The organism is Ensifer sp. GW101-20A05, from assembly GCF_059424735.1.
In genome coordinates, this window is sequence record NZ_JBWKZT010000003.1 from 274,123 (window position 1) to 289,722 (window position 15,600).

The 15,600-nt window shown below is 64.2% G+C and carries 12 protein-coding genes; 5 read left to right on the plus strand and 7 right to left on the minus strand.

The window, feature by feature from the left end; genetic code table 11:
• Positions 1-4 precede the first annotated feature (4 nt).
• From nirD to AC070A_RS10600, 4 genes are all read left to right on the plus strand, one after another.
• Positions 5-340 (plus strand): nitrite reductase small subunit NirD, encoded by a 336-nt coding sequence (gene nirD / locus AC070A_RS10585; protein WP_057247951.1) that lies wholly within the window; start codon positions 5-7, stop codon positions 338-340.
• A gap of 230 nt (positions 341-570) precedes the next feature.
• The gene (locus tag AC070A_RS10590) at positions 571-3,228 is read left to right on the plus strand and encodes a nitrate reductase (RefSeq protein ID WP_492384461.1); all 2,658 of its coding nucleotides are present in this window, start codon (positions 571-573) and stop codon (positions 3,226-3,228) included.
• A complete protein-coding gene (gene cysG, locus AC070A_RS10595; RefSeq protein WP_057247953.1) occupies positions 3,200-4,702 on the plus strand; it encodes a siroheme synthase CysG in 1,503 nt (500 codons plus the stop codon). The genes AC070A_RS10590 and cysG overlap by 29 nt, the downstream gene beginning before the upstream one ends.
• Positions 4,703-4,790: 88 nt before the next feature.
• The gene (locus tag AC070A_RS10600; RefSeq protein WP_112994153.1) at positions 4,791-5,486 is read left to right on the plus strand and encodes a DUF2268 domain-containing putative Zn-dependent protease; all 696 of its coding nucleotides are present in this window, start codon (positions 4,791-4,793) and stop codon (positions 5,484-5,486) included.
• 69 nt (positions 5,487-5,555) lie between these two features.
• Here the strand turns inward: AC070A_RS10600 and AC070A_RS10605 are convergent, their stop codons facing one another.
• From AC070A_RS10605 to AC070A_RS10635, 7 genes are all read right to left on the minus strand, one after another.
• Positions 5,556-5,975, minus strand: coding sequence for a GFA family protein (locus AC070A_RS10605; RefSeq protein ID WP_057247955.1), 420 nt, complete (start codon positions 5,973-5,975; stop codon positions 5,556-5,558).
• A gap of 158 nt (positions 5,976-6,133) precedes the next feature.
• Entirely contained in the window at positions 6,134-6,934 is an 801-nt protein-coding gene (iolB, locus tag AC070A_RS10610; protein WP_057247956.1) for a 5-deoxy-glucuronate isomerase, read from the minus strand.
• Positions 6,935-7,171: 237 nt separating this feature from the next.
• Complete coding sequence (iolE, locus tag AC070A_RS10615) at positions 7,172-8,071, minus strand: myo-inosose-2 dehydratase (protein WP_057247957.1); 900 nt, start codon at positions 8,069-8,071, stop codon at positions 7,172-7,174.
• A gap of 260 nt (positions 8,072-8,331) precedes the next feature.
• Positions 8,332-10,185 (minus strand): 3D-(3,5/4)-trihydroxycyclohexane-1,2-dione acylhydrolase (decyclizing), encoded by a 1,854-nt coding sequence (gene iolD, locus AC070A_RS10620; RefSeq protein WP_492384462.1) that lies wholly within the window; start codon positions 10,183-10,185, stop codon positions 8,332-8,334.
• A gap of 75 nt (positions 10,186-10,260) precedes the next feature.
• Positions 10,261-12,198 carry a bifunctional 5-dehydro-2-deoxygluconokinase/5-dehydro-2-deoxyphosphogluconate aldolase gene (locus AC070A_RS10625; RefSeq protein WP_057247959.1) on the minus strand — a complete coding sequence of 646 codons (1,938 nt, stop codon included), beginning with the start codon at positions 12,196-12,198 and terminating at the stop codon, positions 10,261-10,263.
• Between the two features lie 124 nt (positions 12,199-12,322).
• Complete coding sequence (locus AC070A_RS10630) at positions 12,323-13,177, minus strand: MurR/RpiR family transcriptional regulator (RefSeq protein ID WP_057247960.1); 855 nt, start codon at positions 13,175-13,177, stop codon at positions 12,323-12,325.
• 89 nt (positions 13,178-13,266) lie between these two features.
• Entirely contained in the window at positions 13,267-14,394 is a 1,128-nt protein-coding gene (locus AC070A_RS10635; RefSeq protein WP_057247961.1) for a Gfo/Idh/MocA family protein, read from the minus strand.
• Positions 14,395-14,666: 272 nt separating this feature from the next.
• Here AC070A_RS10635 and AC070A_RS10640 point away from each other — a divergent pair, with 272 nt between their 5' ends.
• Entirely contained in the window at positions 14,667-15,473 is an 807-nt protein-coding gene (locus AC070A_RS10640) for a class II glutamine amidotransferase (protein ID WP_057247962.1), read from the plus strand.
• Positions 15,474-15,600: the final 127 nt, after the last annotated feature.

Here is a 15,600-nt window from a genome sequence, read left to right on the forward strand (position 1 = left end):
GGGGATGGATATGAACTGGATCTCAATCGGCGACATCTCCGACATTCCGCTGAGGGGCGCGCGTTGCGTGAAGACACCCCAGGGCAAGATCGCCGTGTTCCGCACGGGCGAAAACGAGGTGTTCGCCATCGAGGATCATTGCCCGCACAAGGGTGGACCGCTGTCGCAAGGCATCGTGCACGGCACGGCGGTGACCTGCCCCTTGCACAATTGGGTGATCTCGCTCGAAACCGGCAAGGCGCTCGGCGCCGACGACGGCGCAGTGCGCACGATCCCGGTGCGCAACGACGGCGGCGCGCTGTTCATCGCACTCGAAAGCCTGCTGATCGCGGCGGAGTAATCGCATGGATGATTGCGTTCCCCGTTCTGTTCTCTTGCGCGCTACCTCACGCTCTTCCTCATCCTTGTGCTTGTCACAGGGATCCAGCAGCGCCGCGTCCACGGCGCGAAGGGGACCCATCACGCGAAAGATTTCGCGTGATTGGATTCCTGTCACAAGCACAGGAATGACGGAGGAAGGGCTTCAGGGCGCCGGTTCAACAGCGCCTCGATGCCGGAGGAGGACAGGCAATGCCCTCTGAGACGAGAACCACCTGTCCCTATTGCGGTGTCGGCTGTGGTGTTATCGCGACGGTGGCCGAGGACGGCGCCGTCTCCGTTCGCGGCGACGTCGAGCATCCTGCCAATTTCGGCAGGCTGTGCTCCAAGGGCTCGGCGTTGGCCGAGACCCTCGATCTAGACGGCAGGCTTCTTTACCCCGAGGTCGACGGCAAGCAGGCCGGCTGGGACGAGGCGCTCGATATCGTCGCCACACGTTTCGCTCAGACGATCGCAGAACATGGGCCGGATTCGGTTGCCTTCTATGTCTCCGGGCAGTTGCTGACCGAAGACTATTACGTCGCCAACAAGCTGATGAAGGGCTTCATCGGCTCGGGCAACATCGACACCAATTCGCGGCTCTGCATGTCCTCCTCGGTCGCCGGTCATCGCCGCGCCTTCGGCTCGGACACGGTGCCGGGCTGCTACGAGGATCTGGAGCTTGCCGATCTCGTGGTGCTGACGGGCTCCAATCTCGCCTGGTGCCACCCGGTGCTCTACCAGCGCCTTGCCGCGGCAAAGGCGGCGCGGCCCGAGATGCGGGTGGTGGTGATCGATCCGCGCCGCACGATGACCGCCGATATCGCCGACATGCATCTTGCCATCCGGCCGGATGGCGACGCGGCGCTGTTCAACGGCCTTTTCGCCCATCTGGCCGCCAGCCCCACTAACGACCGGTCCTTTATCGCTGCCCATACCAGCGGCTTCGCCGAAGCCTTCGCAGCGGCGAGCGCGCTTGACGAGTCCGCCTTGGCACAATCGACCGGGCTCGAACCGTCGGAAATCACCGCCTTCTTCCGCCTGTTCGAAACGACGGAAAACGTCGTCACCTGCTACAGCCAGGGCGTCAACCAGTCCTCCTCGGGCACCGACAAGGTCAACGCCATCATCAACTGTCATCTCGTCACCGGCCGCATTGGCCGGCCGGGCATGGGGCCGTTTTCGCTGACCGGTCAGCCCAATGCCATGGGCGGCCGCGAGGTCGGCGGCCTCGCCAACATGCTTGCCGCCCATATGGACATCGAAAAGGCCGGGCACCGCGATCAGGTGCGCCGCTTCTGGGGCGCGCCATCGATCGCGACCAGGCCGGGGCTGAAGGCGGTCGACATGTTTCGTGCGGTTGCAGACGGCCGGATCAAGGCGATCTGGATCATGGCGACCAATCCCGTGGTCTCCATGCCGGATGCCGACGCCGTCGAGGCCGCACTCAAGGCCTGTCCCTTCGTCGTCGTCTCCGATGTGCTCCAGGAGACCGACACCACCCGTCACGCCCATGTGCTCCTGCCCTCGCTCGGCTGGGGCGAGAAGGACGGGACGGTCACCAATTCCGAGCGCCGCATTTCCCGTCAGCGCGGCTTTCTCGCGGCCCCGGGGGAGGCCCGCGCCGACTGGTGGCAGCTGAACGAAGTGGCGCGCCGTATGGGGTTCCAGGGTGCCTTCGCCTATACCTCACCCTCAGAAATCTTCGCCGAGCATGCTGGTCTTTCGGCGTTCGAGAATGACGGGCGGCGCGATTTCGACATCGGCGCCCATGCGGAGATCGATGCTGCGGCCTACGACGCGCTCGCGCCGTTCCAATGGCCGCAATCGCTGGGGAAGCCAGAGGGCGAGACCCGCTTCTTTGCCGATGGTGGCTTCTTCCACGCGGATGGGCGTGCCCGCTTCGTCGCGGTTGCGAGCGCCGTGCCGGCCCGCGTCAGTGGCGGCTTCCCTTTGACCTTGAACACCGGCCGCGTGCGCGACCACTGGCACACGATGACCCGCACCGGTAAGAGCGCGCGCCTCTCCGCCCACCTCGCCGAACCTTTCGTCGAGATCCACCCGCGTGACGCGATGGATCTTGGCATCGCCCCCGCCGATCTCGTTTCCCTTGAGAGCCCTTACGGCTCGGCGATCGTCCGCGCACTCATCACTGAGCGCCAGGCGCGTGGCAATCTCTTCGTGCCCATGCACTGGAACGACCAGTTTGCCGCCAAGGCGCGCATCGATGCGCTGGTCCCGCCGGTTACCGATCCGGTCTCGGGCCAGCCGGCCTCGAAAAATGCCGCCGTTGCGATCCGCCGTTTTTCCGCTTCGACCTACGGCTTTGCGGTCAGCGCGTCGAACCCCTCGGGTCTCGATCTCGGCTACTGGGCCGTCGCCAAGGCGAGGGGCGGTTGGCGTCTGGAACTTGCTGCAGAGACGACGCCGGAGGATTGGGTCGCCTGGTGCCGGAAGACCTTTGGCCTTACTGGGGACATCGAGCCGATCGGCTATGCGGATGGGCCCTCCGGCCAAAGACGGCTCGCCTTCTTCGACGGCGATCGCTTGCTGCTGGCGCTGTTTCTCGCACCTGAACCCGTCGCCGTAGCCCGCAACTGGGCGGTCGAACAGCTGAGCGCCTCGCATACGGACCTGCGCACGCGCTTTGCGCTCGTTGCCGGCCGGCCGGGCGCCGACCGGCCGGACCCCGGCGCGACCGTCTGCTCCTGTTTCAATGTCGGCGTCAATCAGATCGTCGCGGCTGTCCGCGGCGGCTGCCGTTCGGTTGAAGCTGTCGGGCGGGCGCTGAGCGCCGGAACCAATTGCGGCTCCTGCCGCGCCGAGATCAGGGGGATCGTCGATGGATGCCTTGCTGCCGCTGCGGAATGAAATTCAATCGCGCCGCGAGCCGGTGAGCATGGCCGCGCTTGCCAAGCTGCCGGTCTTCTGGTCGCTCGAAGCCAAGCGTGTCGTGGTGGCGGGCGGCAGCGATGCCGCGGCCTGGAAGGCGGAACTGCTGGCCGCCTGCGGCGCCGAGGTTCATATCTATGCGCCGGAGGAAGAGCTCGGCGAGGTCTGCGCGGCTTTGATCAGCCAGGGCGCCGCTCATCCCACTGGTCGTCTCGTCCATCACCGCGAGAGCTGGCAGGCGAATGTGCTTGCCGGTGCCGCGCTTGCGGTCGCCGATTGCGAGAGCGACGACGAAGCGCAAGCCTTTTTTGCGGCGGCGCAACAGGCCGGCGTACCGGTCAATGTCATCGACAAGCCCGCTTTCTGCCAGTTTCAGTTCGGTTCCATCGTCAACCGCTCGCCGGTCGTGGTGTCGATCTCGACCGATGGTGCGGCACCCATCCTCGCCCAGGCGATCCGCCGGCGCATCGAGACGCTGCTGCCGCCGGTGCTGAAGGATTGGGCAGCGCTGGCGCAGGCTTTGCGAGACAAGGTCAATGCCCGGCTCAAGCCCGGCGCGCCGCGCCGCGCCTTCTGGGAGCGGTTCGTCGATCTCGCTTTTCAAGCGACACCGGAGGAGGGTGTCGAGACGCGGCTGGTGGCGGAGATGGAGCGCTTGTCGGCGAACCATGCCGCCACCGGTCGCGTGACGCTTGTCGGCGCTGGCCCCGGCGACAGCGAGTATCTGACGCTGAAGGCGGTACGGGCCCTACAAGCCGCCGACGTCATCCTGTTCGACGATCTCGTTTCGAACGAGGTTCTGGAGCTCGCCCGGCGCGAGGCCAAGCGCATGCTGGTCGGCAAGCGCGGCGGGCGCGAGAGCTGCCGGCAGGAGGACATCAACGACATGATGGTGGCGCTGGCGCGCGCCGGCAAACGTGTCGTTCGCCTGAAGGCCGGCGATCCCATGATCTTCGGCCGTGCCGGCGAAGAGATCGCCCGTCTGGAGCAGGAAGGGATCCCGGTCGATGTCGTGCCCGGCATCACCGCCGCAAGCGCCATGGCGGCGCGTCTCGGCCTGTCGCTCACCCATCGCGACCATGCCCAGGCGGTGCGCTTCGTCACCGGCCACTCCCGTCATGGCGGTTTGCCGTCGGACATGGACTGGCGCGCTTTGGCCGATCCGAAGACCACGACGATCTTCTACATGGGCGGTCGCACTGCACCTGCTATCGCCGCGCGCCTCCAGGCGGAGGGATTATCCGGCGAGACCCCGGTCGTCATCTCGGCCAATGTCAGTCGCGACAACGAGCGGCGCTGGCAAGGCGCCTTGCGCGACCTTGCCACAGGCATCGCCGTGATCGGCTACGACGATCCGGTCCTGATCGGCATAGGTGCCGCTTTTGGCGTCAGGCGGGTGCCGAGGGCGGCCATCCGACCTGCGCCTTTTGCCGCAGGTTCGCTTGCAGGTTGAAACCTTCTCTCGCTCGGCGTTGCAATCACCGGCCGCATGCTTACCTTGCCGCGCGGTAGAGTGATGTCGATGACGGGAGATTCGCCAGATGCTGGACCTGCGTGTTCACTTCCTTGAGGCCTATGGATCGCTTGCCGCTTGGCGCGAACAGATTTTGCGCCAGGTGGACGAGACGGCCGAGCGGGTCGGCGCGCGTGTTCCTGCCGCCGACAGTGCCGCTCCCATCGATATCGTCGTCGAAAACAGGCCGGGAGAGACCATTCCCGAACTGGGTGTGGCCGGTAGCTGCTATCGCAGAGGATTGGTCTACCTGACGCTCGACCCCGACAACGAGAACTTCCATGCCAGCCTTGCCGCCGGCGAGTTGCGGAGAATGTTGACGCATGAGCTGCATCATTCCTTCCGCCACGCGACCTGCGGCTACGGCTCCAAGCTCGGCGAAGCTCTGGTCACCGAGGGCCTTGCGGATGCCTTCGATGTCGAGATCAATGGCGGCGACGGCCATCCTTGGAACCACGCGATTGCAGCGGGCGATTGGGCAGATTTGCTGGAGCGCGCCGAGCGGGAACTCTGGGCGGAGGGCTATGATCATGCCGGCTGGTTCTTTGGCTGCGATCGTGCGCTGCCGCGCTGGGCCGGCTATACGATCGGCTATCACCTTGTGAAAACTTATCTCGCAGCGAACCCCGATGCACACCCGTCGCAGATGACGGCGACACCTGCTTCCGTCGTCATCGGCGAAGCCTGGGCGCCGTTGAAGCAAGGCCTGCTGGCCGCCGCTTGAGCGGCCAGAGCGGGATGAGGAAAAGTGTGTGCGGTTTTCCGCCCGCATCCCGCTCTAAACCATCGTGATCTAAGAGTAGGGCGCCTCATCGCGGTCGCGTCCGGGCAATTTCCTGACATCGCCGATCCAGGGCAGCGCCGAGGAGCACCAGATCTGCGACCGTGGCTTGAGCTCCCGGCGCTGGTTGATCGTGCCGACCCGGATGCCGACTTCCAACGCATCCTCGTCCGTGCCGGTCGTATAGATCGGCGAGCCGCAGTTCGGGCAGAAGAACTGCAGCCGCTGGCGACCGTTTTCAGCGACCTTCGTATAGAGCTTCGGTTCGCCGCCGGTCAGCCGGAAGTTCTCGCGGGCAGTACCTGCGGTCACGCGATAGGCGGATCCCGTCAGTTGCTGGCAATCGGTGCAATGGCAGATCGCGACGTCGCCCGGATCGATCTCGGCCTCATAGGTCACGTAGCCGCAGTGGCATTGCCCGTCGATGCGCATGGAGGCCTCCCTGAAAGCACAGAAGCTAGAGCGGAGCAGCAAAAAGTGTATGCCGCTTTCCGGGTTTGAGCTTGGATAGCTCACGCCTGACTATCGACGACAATCGCCACTGGCTGCAGCGGCTGGAGGCATGGGGCCACGATTGCGTAAGTAGAAACTTACACGCCGGTGAACAGCCACTCGTGTTCGCGGGCGTTGTGGAACTTCCAGATACGCTTCGGCCCGGCCATGACGTTGAGATAGTAGACGTCGTAGCCGTGTACTGCGGCAACGGGGTGATATCCCTTCGGCACCAGCGTCACGTCGCCGTCCTCGACCGCCATGGTCTCGTCCAGCGAGCGGTCGTCGGTATAGACGCGCTGCATGGCGAAACCCTGCGGCGGGTTCAGCCGGTGATAGTAGGTCTCTTCCAGATAGCTTTCGGCCGGCAGGTCGTCCTGGTCGTGCTTGTGCGGCGGGTAGGAGGAGGTGTGGCCGCCGGGCGTAATCACTTCTACGACGAGCAGAGACTGCGCCGAACCGTCATCTTCCGGCATGATGTTGGTGACGTAGCGGGTGTTGGTGCCCTTGCCGCGCGTCATCTGCGGATGCGTGCCCGGCGCGATGACCTTCGCCTTGAAGCCCTCGCCGCCCGGTGCCGAGCAGATGGCAAGATCCAGATCCGAAGTCGCCGTTGCCTGCCAGCGGCTGCCCTTCGGCACATAGACGGCATAGGGCTGGCCCTCGAACGGCGTCATGCGCCCGCCGAGTTCGCCGAAGCTTTCGCCGTCAACGGATACCTTCGCCTTACCGGAGACCAGCACGAGGCAGACTTCCTTGTCACCGGTCTCGCCTTCGGTCGTTTCGCCGGCCTTCAGCCGTTCAAGCGCGAAGCCGACATAGGTCCACCCGGCGCTCTCCGGCGTCACGTTTTGCATCAGGCCCGATTTGGCCTTCGGTTTGACGAGCAGCTTGGACATGTGACGGTCTCCCTGATTCCTTTCCCGGGGCGCTCTGAACGTGTGGCTTGCCCCTCACCCTAACCCTCTCCCCGCAGGCGGGGAGAGGGAATCTGGAGTTTGCCGCATGCTCTCCACCTTACGTCGCGAGGAATTGGGGAGCCAGCGGCATATCCCTTCTCCCCGCAAGCGGGGAGAAGGTGGCGGCAGCCGGATGAGGGGCAATCCCCGTGAAGTCCGGCGACCGAAACCGTGAGCTTACTTGTCGAGCCCGGCTTCCTTGGCAAGGGCCTTCAGCGACTTCAGCCCGAGTGACTGGTATTCGAACGGGTTGCGCACGGCCGAATCCTGTTCGGCCTCGATCACCAGCCAGCCGGAATAGTCGTGCTCGGCCGCGATCTTCAGCACGGGCAGGAAGTCGACGCCGCCCTCGCTGTCGCCGGGCACGGTGAAGACGCCGCGGCGCACGCCTTCGAGGAAGGAGAGGTCTTCACCTTCGACGACTTTGCGGATGGCCGGCCGCACGTTCTTGCAATGGATGTGGCGTACACGGTGCATGTACTTGCTTGCGACTTCCGCCGGATCGGAGCCGCCGAACCAGGCGTGGCCGGTATCGAGCAGCAGCTTGGTCGCCGGCCCGGTGTTCTGCATCAGGAGGTCGATTTCCTCGCCGGTCTGGACGATCGTGCCCATGTGGTGGTGGTAGACGAGGTCGATGCCCTGGCCGGCGCAATACTCAGCGATCGCTTCGAGGTCGGCACCGAACTTCTTCCACTGGTCGGCCGGCAGCACCGGCTTATCGTTGGCAACCGACTTCGTGTCGTCGCCATGAATGGCGTTCGAGGTTTCGCAGACGATCGCCACCTTGCAACCATTGTGCTTCAGGAGGTCGAGATGTGGCTGGATCGCCTTCTTCTCGGCCTCGACGTCGTGGGTGAGCAAGTTGGTCGAATGCCAGCCGGAAACGAAGACGAGATCGTAGGAGGCGAGCTTCTGCTTCAGTGCCTCCGGATCGCTTGGCATCTTGTGCCCCTTCTCGATGCCGTCGAAGCCGATCTTCTGGCAATCGGAGAGGCAATCCTCGAGCGTCAGATGCGCGCCGATCGTATGATCGTCGTCGTTGCTCCAGGCGATCGGGTTGGTTCCGTAGCGGATCATGTTAGTCGTTTCCTATAGCATTGTCCGCGCAGGCGGATCGTTCGTGGTGCCTCATGGGTGCGCAGCGGGGACGGGGCGATTGCCCCCTCATCCGGCTGCCGCCACCTTCTCCCCGCAGGCGGGGAGAAGGGAAATGCCGCGCCCTCCGTGTTCCCTCTCCCCGCTCGCGGGGAGAGGGTTAGGGTGAGGGGCCGCTCTCGATGTCTCATCCTTCCGGACGTTGCCCGACAGGCAAAGACGCGGGCGCCGAAAGGGCAATCTTAGCCGAAGCGCTGGGAGGTGAGCGCCTTTACGTAGCCCTCGCGCGCCTCGTTGACTTGCTTGCGGCCCGAGACTTCGGGCACTGCCACATCCCACCAGTGGCCGCCGGCCTCGGTGGTGATCAGCGGGTCGGTGTCGATGACGATGACGGTCGTGCGCGCCTCGCCCGCCGTCTCCTTGAGGGCCGCTTCGAGCTCGGAGATCGAGCCGACCTTGCGGGTGACGGCGCCCATCGCGGCAGCGTGGGCCGCGAAGTCGATCTGCGGCAGCTCGACGTGATGGGTGTCCTTCAAGAGATTGTTGAAGTTGGCGCCGCCGGTGCCCATCTGCAGCCGGTTGATGCAGCCGTAGCCGGCATTGTCGAGCAGCACGATGGTGAACTTGGCGCCGAGCATGATCGAGGAGGCGATCTCCGAGTTCAGCATCATATAGCTGCCGTCGCCGACCATGACGATGACATCGCTCTCGGGCTTGGCAAGCTTGACGCCGAGGCCGCCGGCGACCTCGTAGCCCATGGTCGAGAAGCCGTATTCCATGTGGTAGCCGCCAGGCTCTTCCGCCTGCCAGAGCTTATGCAACTCGCCCGGCAGACCGCCGGCGGCGCAGACGAGGGTCGTGTTCTTGCCGCCGCGGGCGCGCTGGACGGCGCCGATCACCTGGGCATCGGAGGGAAGCGCCGCATTGGTCGTGGCGGTCGCCTTGTCGGCAGCCGTCAGCCATTCGGCCTTGCCGGCCTTGGCCTTGGCGGTCCAGCTCGGGTCGGCCTTGTAGCTGCCGAGACCGCCAGAGATCCGGTTGAGACCGGCGCGGGCGTCGGCAATCAGAGGCAGGCCGTTGTGCTTGCCGGCATCGAACGGCTGGACGTTGAGGCCGATGATCTTGAGGCCCTCATTCTTGAAGAGCGCCCAGGAACCGGTGGTGAAATCCTGCAACCGCGAACCGACGGCGAGAACCACATCGGCGTCCTCGGCGAGCGCGTTGGAGGCGGAAGTGCCGGTGACGCCGACCGAGCCCATGTTAAGGGAATGCGAATGCGGCAGCGCCGACTTGCCGGCCTGCGTTTCGACGACGGGAATGCCGTGCCGTTCGGCAAAGTCGCCGAGCTCCTTGGTCGCTTCCGAATAGAGCACGCCGCCACCGGCGATGATGATCGGCTTCTTCGCTTGCTTCAGCGCTGCGATTGCCGTTGCCAGTTCGTCGAGATCGGGCTCGATGCGGCGCGGCACCCAGACCTTCTCGTCGAAGAAGTTTTCCGGATAGTCATAGGCTTCAGCCTGCACGTCCTGGCAGAGCGACAGCGTGACGGGGCCGCAATCAGCCGGATCGGTGAGAACCTGCATGGCGCGGCGGAGCGCCGGCACGATCTGTTCGGGCCGTGTGATGCGGTCGAAGTAACGCGACACCGGACGGAAGCAGTCATTGGCCGAGATCGTGCCGTCGCCGAAGCTTTCCACCTGCTGCAGCACCGGATCGGGGCGGCGATTGGCGAAGACGTCGCCGGGCAGGAACAGGACAGGCAGGCGGTTGACATGGGCGAGTGCCGCCGAGGTCACCATGTTGAGTGCGCCGGGGCCGATCGAGGTTGTGCAGGCCATGAAGCGGCGGCGGAAGCTCGCCTTGGCAAAGGCGATCGCTGCATTGGCCATGCCCTGTTCGTTCTGAGCGCGGTAGGTCGGCAGCGTGTCCTTGATTGCATGCAGCGCTTCGCCGACGCCGGCAACGTTGCCGTGGCCGAAGATGGCGAAGACGCCGCCGAAGATCGGTACCTTCTTGCAGTCGATCACGGTCATCTGGCGGGTCAGGAACCGCGCCACGGCCTGGGCCATGGTCAGGCGCACGGTCTTCTGGCTCATTGTCTGTTTCCTCCTCGTGGCGGAATCGTCCCGTTCCACCCTGTCCGCAGCATTATCGATGGTTATCCGTCGATCCTATGCCGCCTTTGTTTCACCCAGTTGCAGCCAGAGATCCACCAACGCCCCAAATTTTCCGGCCATGTCGGCGATCGCCTGCTCGTCTGTCATCGTACCGCCGAGCCAGGCCTTGCCGGCATCGGCGAAGATCGTGCGGCCGACGGCGAAGCCTTTGACCGTCTTCGAGGTGCGGGCGGCTGCAAAGCCATCCTTCAACTGCTCATAGGGCGCCTCGAGGCCCAGGAGCACCACGCCGCGGCAGAGCGGATCGCGGGCCTCGATCACGGCGTCGATCGCCGCCCAGGCGCCGCGGCTTGCCTGCGGCTCGAGCTTCCACCAGTCGGGCTTGAGGCCGGCGTCGTAGAGTTCGGTCAGCGCCCGCGGGATCGTCTGGTCGTCGAGCTTGCCATGCTTGCCGGCGATGATCTCGATCAGGATCTCGCGACCGACCTTGCGGGCCGCTTCGAAGGCCGAGCGGAGCTTCGCCACCTGCTGCGCCTTGAGGTCTGCGGGATCATCCGGGTGGTAGAAGGAGAGCACCTTGATGCAATGATCGACCGGCCAATCGATCAGGCGGCTGCCGAGGTCCTGGCTGAATTCGAACTGCAGCGGCCGCGAGCCCGGGAGCTCGATCGGCTTGCCGATCCAGAAATCGTGGTGTGCGCCGGCGGCATAAAGCGCATCGCGGCCGTATTTATCGTCGATCAGCATGCCGAAGCCGGAGCGACCGGCCGCGACCTGGGCGGCGGCCTTGACCGCCAGCACCTTGAAGGCGGGAATACGCGCAAGCAGAGCCTGGTCGCCGGCGGCCATATCTTCGAGCTGGCTGCGATGGTCGATCGCAAGCGCCATCAGAAGCGGAATGTCGCGGCGACGGGTGGTCGCCCAGTGAACGTGGTTGATCGCCTCGTCCTTGCGCAGCGCCCGTTCCTTGCTGCCGTTTTCCAGGAAGAACTGCAGCTCGGTCCAGGTCGGAATTTCAGGCGCACAAAGCAGCCGCGATACGGCAAAGGCGCCGCAAGCATTGGCCCAGGTGGCAGATGTTGCATGCGGTTCGTTCTTCAGCCAGCCGCGCAGGAAGCCGGACATGAAGGCGTCGCCGGCGCCGAGCACGTTGTAGACCTCGATCGGGAAGCCCTTGCCGACGATGCCGTCTTCGAGATTGTCGGAGATAGGGCCGTCATAGACGATGCAACCCATCGGTCCGCGCTTCAGAACGATCGTCGCCTTGGAAAGCGAGCGGATTGTCTTCAGCGCTTGCAAGAGGTCGCTTTCGCCGGACGCGATCAGCACTTCCTCTTCCGTGCCGACGATCAGGTCGCAATCGGCAAGAACGGTCTTCAGGTGCGCCGAAACCCGGTCGGAGGCGATGTAGCGGCTCTCGCCGGCATCATGGCCGGCAAGACCCCAGAGGTTCGGACGGTAGTCGATGTCGAAGACGATCTTGGCGCCGCTTTCCTTGGCAAGGCGCATGGCCTTGCGTTGGGCGGCGTCGGTGTTCGGCTTGGAGAAATGCGTGCCGGAGACGAGGATGGCGCGGGCCGAGCGGATGAAGTCTTCCGAAACGTCGTCTTCGCAGAGCGCGTTGTCGGCGCAGTTGTCGCGGTAGAAGAGCAGCGGGAAGGACTTGTCGTTTTCGACCGCGAGGATGGCGAGCGCCGTCAGCCGCTCCGGATCGGTGACGATGCCGCGCGTCTCGACGCCTTCACGGATGAGCTGCTCACGGATGAAGCGGCCCATCTGTTCGTCGCCGACGCGGGTCAGCAACGCCGACTTGAGGCCCAGGCGGGCCGTGCCGACCGAGATGTTGCACGGGCACCCGCCGACCGACTTGGCAAAGCTCGAAACGTCTTCAAGCCGCGTGCCGATCTGCTGGCCGTAGAGATCGACCGAGGCTCGGCCGATGGTGATCAGGTCGAGCGACTTTGCTCCCTGTGCCGAAACGTTCTGGCTCACTGCTTCCTCCCCGCGGACACCTTGGCGGGCCCGACCATTTTCGTACTGTGGGTGATGGCGGTATGAAACATAAATTCCGACGTTTCGTCAATATGGAATTTTCATTCTATCTGTTCCGTTTGACCTAGCCACCTTCGGCAAGGCGCTGACGCTTCTCGGCGATGGCGACGGTCAGCGCCATGGCGAAGGCCATGCTGGCGGAGAGCGAACGGAACCCGGCATGGTCGGCCTCGACCAGTTCGAACCAGACCTTCGAGGATTCCGCGAGCGGCGAGAAGGCCGAATCCGTCAGCGACACGACCGGCACCTTGCGTTCCGCGAGAAGCCTCGCCTGGGCGGCGCTTTCGGAGGCATAGGGTGAGAAACTGACGGCAAAGGCCGCATCGTTCTTCGTCGCCATGGCCAGCACATCCTCGTCGATGCCGGCGGCCGTGCCGACGAGCTGGTACTTCACCTTCAGCTTGCCAAAGGCATAGGCCATGTAGCTGGAGATCGGGTAGGAGCGGCGCTTGGCGATCAGGTAGATCGTGTCAGCTTTGGCCAAAATGTCGACGGCCCGCTCGAAGGCTCCCGGATCGACCGAAGAGGCGATGTTGTCGAGCGAGCGGTGGGCGGCGGCGACGAAGCCGTTGAAGATCGAGCCGCTTTCGAGCCTGCTATGGTCGTTGTTGCTCAGCGCCTTCAGCCGATCCTCGTAGCCGGGCGTGCGCTCGCGCAGCCGCGCGCGAAAGATCTGCTGCAGGCTGGAGAAGCCCTCGAAGCCGAAATGCTGAGCGAAGCGCACCAGCGTCGACGGCTGCACTTCGGCGGAGGTGGCGATGCTCGCCGCCGTGCCGAAGGCGATTTCGTCAGGATTGTCGAGCGAATAGGCGGCGACCTGGCGCAGCCGTTTCGGTAGCTGCGCCTTGCGTTCCAGAATGGCGGCCTTCAGCGCCTCGAAATCCTGCGGGACCTCCGTCGTCGTTTCCGGCATGGCCATGTCTTATTCGTCTCCTCGGTCTTCGGTGTCGTTTGCATCCTCACTCTAATCGATTAGCCGGGAACGGCATAGAACAGACGTTCCATTTTCTAGATATGCACCCATTCATTGGTCCTGGCAGACTGATAGGTCGCCGACAGCACCTTCTGTACCTCAAAGCCTTCGCGGAAATCGGTCGAGGGTGATTTGCCCCCGGCGATGGCGTCGAGGAATTCCTTGACCTCGATCGCCTTCAGGTCGTTGAAGCCGATCTGGTGGCCGGGAGCCACGCAGAAGGCGCCATAGGGCGGATGCTCCGGTCCCGCCCAGATGGTGCGGAAGCCGCGGGTGCGGATGTCGTCGCCGGTCTTGTAGAGGCGGATTTCGTTCAGCCGCTCCTGGGTGAAGACGATGCTGCCCTTGGAGCCGTAGATTTCGAAATCGTGCTGCATCTTGCGCCCCGTTGCGATCCAGCTGGCCTCGAAGCTGCCGGTGGCGCCGTTCTCGAACCGCACGAAGGCGCGCGTGATGTCGTCGACCTCGACGGCGCGTGTTTCGCTGGAGCCGGCGGCAACGGGGCGTTCCGGAATCTGGATGATGGTTTCGGCCAACACCGCTTTGATCGGGCCGACGAGGTGGCGCATGGAGGCGATGATGTGGCTGCCGATATCGGCAAGCGCGCCGCCGCCGCTGGCCGGGTTCAGGCGCCAGCCCCACGGCACGTTGGCATCGGCCATGAAATCTTCCGCATGGATGCCGCGCATCGAGCGGATCTCGCCGATCTCGCCGCTTTCGATGATGTCTTTGGCAAGGAAGATCAGCGGGTTCTTGAGATAGTTGAAGCCAACCTGGGTGACGACGCCGGCCTTCTCGGCGGCCTCGACCATCTCGCTGCATTCGGCGACGGTCGGCGCCAGCGGCTTTTCGCAATAGACATGCTTGCCATGGGCGATTGCCGCCAGCGCCATTTCCTTGTGCAGGAGGTTCGGCGTGGTGATGTCGATGATGTCGATATCCGGATCGGTCAAAAGTTCGCGCCAGTCGGCAGTCGCCTTGCGGAAGCCGAGTTGGCCGCGAGCCCGTTCAGCGCTCTCGGTGGTCACGTCGGCGACCGAAACGAGATCGAGCTCGAAGGGCAGGTCGAAGACCCGCGCGGCAATGGTGAAGCCGAGCGCATGGGCCTTGCCCATGAAGCCCGTGCCGATCAGGCCGATCCCGAGTTTGCGCTTGCTGGCCATGTTGAAGTCCTCCCGGTCGGCGCCGCTGCAATCGGTCCAAAATGAAATGAATTGTGCAAGTTTTGTCAATATGGAATATTTATTCGAAATGCGACGGTAATAGGGGAACGGTGTCCATCGAAACGGCCAAATCTGTGCGTTCCGGCCAGGCTCATCTTGACCAAGGGGGAATGTGTTAACGCATTTTTACCATGTTCCGTTGGAACATCGCACTTCGTCATGGTTAACGAATCGCTCCGGAGTCTACGGGGCGGAGCTGGAGTGAAATCAGCATGTGCCGCTGGGCAGCCTATCGCGGGGACCCGCTCTATCTCGAGGAACTGGTAACCTCTCCCGCGCACTCGCTGATCGAACAGTCCCATTGCGCGACGCGGGCGAAGACGGCCACCAATGGCGACGGCTTCGGCATCGCCTGGTATGGCGATCACCCGGAGCCGGGGCGCTACCGCGATATCCTGCCCGCCTGGTCGGACTGCAATCTCAAGAGCATTGCCCGCCAGATCCGCTCGCCGCTCTTTCTTGCCCATGTGCGCGCCGCGACCGGCGGTGGCACAAGGCGCGACAACTGTCATCCTTTCGTCTTCGGCCGCTGGTCGTTCATGCACAACGGCCAGATCGGCGACTTCGAGCATCTGCGCCGGCCGATGGAGAGCATGCTCGACAACGATCTCTATTCGGCGCGCACCGGCACGACCGATTCCGAGCTTCTGTTCCTGCTTGCCATGCAGTTCGGGCTCGACCGCGATCCGCTCGGCGCGATCGCCGAGGCACTCGCCTTCGTCGAGCAGCTTGCCGAACATCTCGAACGCCAGGTGCTGGTCCGCTTCACCGCCGCCTTCTCCGACGGCCAGGATCTCTACGCCGTGCGCTATGCCTCCGACTGGAAGGCGCCGACGCTCTACGCGGCACCCATGGGCCCGAGCGGCGGCTATTGCCTCGTTTCCGAGCCGCTCAACGACGACGATAGCGCCTGGGTGGAAATCCCGGACGGCACGGCGGTCATTGTCGGTGAGAATGGTGTCGATGTCCGGCTGTTCTCGACGCAGGGGACGCCGGTGAAGACACGTCAGATGGCTTGAGGCGCAGTATCTTGATGGTCGATGGCCCCTCATCCGGCTGCCGCCACCTTTTCCCCGCAGGCGGGGAGAAGGGACATGCCGCACTCTCCCGAATCTATCTGCTTGCTGCGAACGCTTCGTTCACTCA

Excerpts from the sequence above, each read along its gene's own strand:
- AC070A_RS10630 (WP_057247960.1), bottom strand. The coding sequence starts at position 13,177 with ATGGCCATGCCGGAAACGACGACGGAGGTCCCGCAGGATTTCGAGGCG.
- AC070A_RS10635 (WP_057247961.1), bottom strand. The coding sequence starts at position 14,394 with ATGGCCAGCAAGCGCAAACTCGGGATCGGCCTGATCGGCACGGGCTTC.
- AC070A_RS10590 (WP_492384461.1), top strand. The coding sequence starts at position 571 with ATGCCCTCTGAGACGAGAACCACCTGTCCCTATTGCGGTGTCGGCTGT.
- AC070A_RS10600 (WP_112994153.1), top strand. The coding sequence starts at position 4,791 with ATGCTGGACCTGCGTGTTCACTTCCTTGAGGCCTATGGATCGCTTGCC.
- iolD (WP_492384462.1), bottom strand. The coding sequence starts at position 10,185 with ATGAGCCAGAAGACCGTGCGCCTGACCATGGCCCAGGCCGTGGCGCGG.
- AC070A_RS10605 (WP_057247955.1), bottom strand. The coding sequence starts at position 5,975 with ATGCGCATCGACGGGCAATGCCACTGCGGCTACGTGACCTATGAGGCC.
- cysG (WP_057247953.1), top strand. The coding sequence starts at position 3,200 with ATGGATGCCTTGCTGCCGCTGCGGAATGAAATTCAATCGCGCCGCGAG.
- nirD (WP_057247951.1), top strand. The coding sequence starts at position 5 with ATGGATATGAACTGGATCTCAATCGGCGACATCTCCGACATTCCGCTG.
- iolB (WP_057247956.1), bottom strand. The coding sequence starts at position 6,934 with ATGTCCAAGCTGCTCGTCAAACCGAAGGCCAAATCGGGCCTGATGCAA.
- iolE (WP_057247957.1), bottom strand. The coding sequence starts at position 8,071 with ATGATCCGCTACGGAACCAACCCGATCGCCTGGAGCAACGACGACGAT.
- AC070A_RS10640 (WP_057247962.1), top strand. The coding sequence starts at position 14,667 with ATGTGCCGCTGGGCAGCCTATCGCGGGGACCCGCTCTATCTCGAGGAA.